Origin of the sequence: Citrobacter amalonaticus (genome assembly GCF_037053465.1) — a bacterium.
GTDB lineage: Bacteria > Pseudomonadota > Gammaproteobacteria > Enterobacterales > Enterobacteriaceae > Citrobacter_A > Citrobacter_A amalonaticus_H.
In genome coordinates, this window is sequence record NZ_JBALIF010000046.1 from 1 (window position 1) to 2,246 (window position 2,246).

Consider the following 2,246-nt stretch of genomic DNA (forward strand, 5'->3'; position numbering starts at 1 on the left):
GTATGAATAAACTGGAGAGATAAATGAAACCTGAATCCTGTCATATTCCGTATCTGCTGGTGGCGCTAATGGGGATTGCTATGAGTTTGCTGTCCCATGCTGCGGATAATGTAGCAATTAATTTTACTGGCACTATCAGGGCGGCAACCTGCGACGTAACCAGTGAGGTAAATCAGACTGTATTACTGGGGGACACCAGTACGACTTATTTCGGCAATCCGGGGGATGTGTCGCCGGCAAAGCCATTTACCTTTGTGCTGGACTGCCCTGCAGGAGGACCGACGCAGGCAACGGTCACATTTAGCGGGATCGCCGCGTCAGCGCCTGACTTGCTGGCTCTGGATCCTGGTGGAGCGACGGGAGTGGCGGTGAGAATTAATGAAAGCAATGGTAGCCAGATAAAGCTGGGAACGCCGTCAGCGGTAGCCCTGCTAGTGGTCGGGGCAAACACTCTGACATACCAGGCACAGTACCAGTCACTGGTTGACCGAGCAGTTATTACTGCCGGGGTGGCGAATGCCACGGCGCAATTCACCATAAATTATCCATAGACACCATATATTTCCCATCGGTTGCCATTTACTGCCTGCACGGAAGCTGGTGACCGGTGAAAAATATTAGCGAACTGTTGTAAATGCCGCTAACGACCTCTGGCGATGGCATGGACTAAGCCTGATAACAGACTATTGATTCATGCTGATAATAGAGAGCATGCCATAGATTAGCTTTTACAACGGGGGGAACAATGAAGAGGTGTATTTGTATAATTAAGTCTTGCACTGTAATTCTAATGCTGATGGCAAAAGCATATGGTGCATGCTCATATAGTTCCGATACTACAGGCGTGTCAAACTGGAATTTTAATCTCGGCACAGCTACCATGTCGGGTTATTCCTCTGGGGCTGTATTTTATAACCAGACCAAAGCGCTGGATTCGCTAGGACAGCATACCAGTGCGACGTGTGGGCCAGCAGGAACACGTTACAATAACCCGGTGATAATGAGCGGTAGCATCGATCCCTATGCCGGTGACTCGCATATTTATTCTGTTGGTCTGGATGGGATAGGTATTCGTGTTCATTTTACCTTTGATTCTGCAAACTATCCGACAATCCTGGCACCTGGAACTTTGTCAGTGACATCTGCAGGCACTTATATGGGGACTGGCCGCGGTAACATTCAGGTTGAACTGATAAAAACGAAGGATTTACCAGAGCAAGGGGCATTTTCATATAGTGTTCCCGGGTTCTTCAGTTTATCTGCCAACGGAAGCAGCATATTGTTTGGTAATCTCCTTGTGACCGGCACGATCCTTTCACCTTCGTGCGAAATTACCTCTCCAACATCAATGAATATAATTCTGGGGGATTATACGACCGCAGAGTTTACCTCCGTCGGGCATACAACCACTTCCGTGCCGATGAATATTGCACTGAACTGCAATGCCAATACCAAGGTAAATGCAATCATCAATGCAGATGCTGAAACCAGTCAGTCCGGAACGGTAAAAATCACGGCGGGTACAGGTGCTGCATCGGGAGTGGGTATTCAACTGGTGGATAACAATGACGTTCCGTTGCAGTTAAACCAAAAATTTCTGGTGGCGAGTTTACCTTCAAGTGGCGCGTATACCATTAACTGGAAAGCGCATTACATACAGACTTCTTCTGCGGTGACAACCGGGAATGCAAATGCGCCCGTTACTATCACCTTGATGTATGAATAAACTGGAGAGATAAATGAAACTTGAATACCGGTATATTTCGTATCTGCTGGCAGCACTAATAGGGGTTACCATGAGTTTTTTGTTCCATGCCGCGGATAATAGCAATTAATTTTACCGGTAATATCAGGGCGGCGGCCTGCTCCGTGACCCAGGGGCAGAGCAGGCCATATTGTTGGGGGATACCATTACGACCTACTTCGGCAATCCGGAGGATGTGTCACCGACAATGTCGTCAGCGGTGACTTCGCTGGAAATCGGGGCGAATGCCACGGTGCAATTCACTCTAAATTATCTGTAGATACAGAATATTAGGTAGTCTCCTTCTGAACTTACAGGCAGCGTTAAGTAAAGTAAGGTCATACACGACGCTATTTGTCCGGGAGGGGGAAATTTATATCAGGAGCAAGGAATGAAAAAAATAAACAGACGGATCCTACCGTGGGGATTATTCGTTTTTGAAATGGCTACGAGCACGGTTGCAATAGCCGCAGACAATGTCGCAATTAATTTTACAGGAACT

General features: G+C 47.4%; 2 protein-coding genes. Both read left to right on the forward strand.

The genetic code is table 11. From position 1 onward, the window contains the following. Positions 1-23: 23 nt before the first annotated feature. A complete protein-coding gene (locus tag WB371_RS23610) occupies positions 24-551 on the forward strand; it encodes a fimbrial protein (protein ID WP_336222371.1) in 528 nt (175 codons plus the stop codon). 239 nt (positions 552-790) lie between these two features. Continuing rightward, positions 791-1,726, forward strand: a complete 936-nt coding sequence (locus tag WB371_RS23615) for a fimbrial protein (RefSeq protein ID WP_336222372.1) — start codon at positions 791-793, stop codon at positions 1,724-1,726. Positions 1,727-2,246 lie beyond the last annotated feature (520 nt).

What these genes read in the sequence shown, in the direction of transcription:
- WB371_RS23615 (WP_336222372.1), top strand. Translation starts at nt 791, where the DNA reads ATGCTGATGGCAAAAGCATATGGTGCATGCTCATATAGTTCCGATACT.
- WB371_RS23610 (WP_336222371.1), top strand. Translation starts at nt 24, where the DNA reads ATGAAACCTGAATCCTGTCATATTCCGTATCTGCTGGTGGCGCTAATG.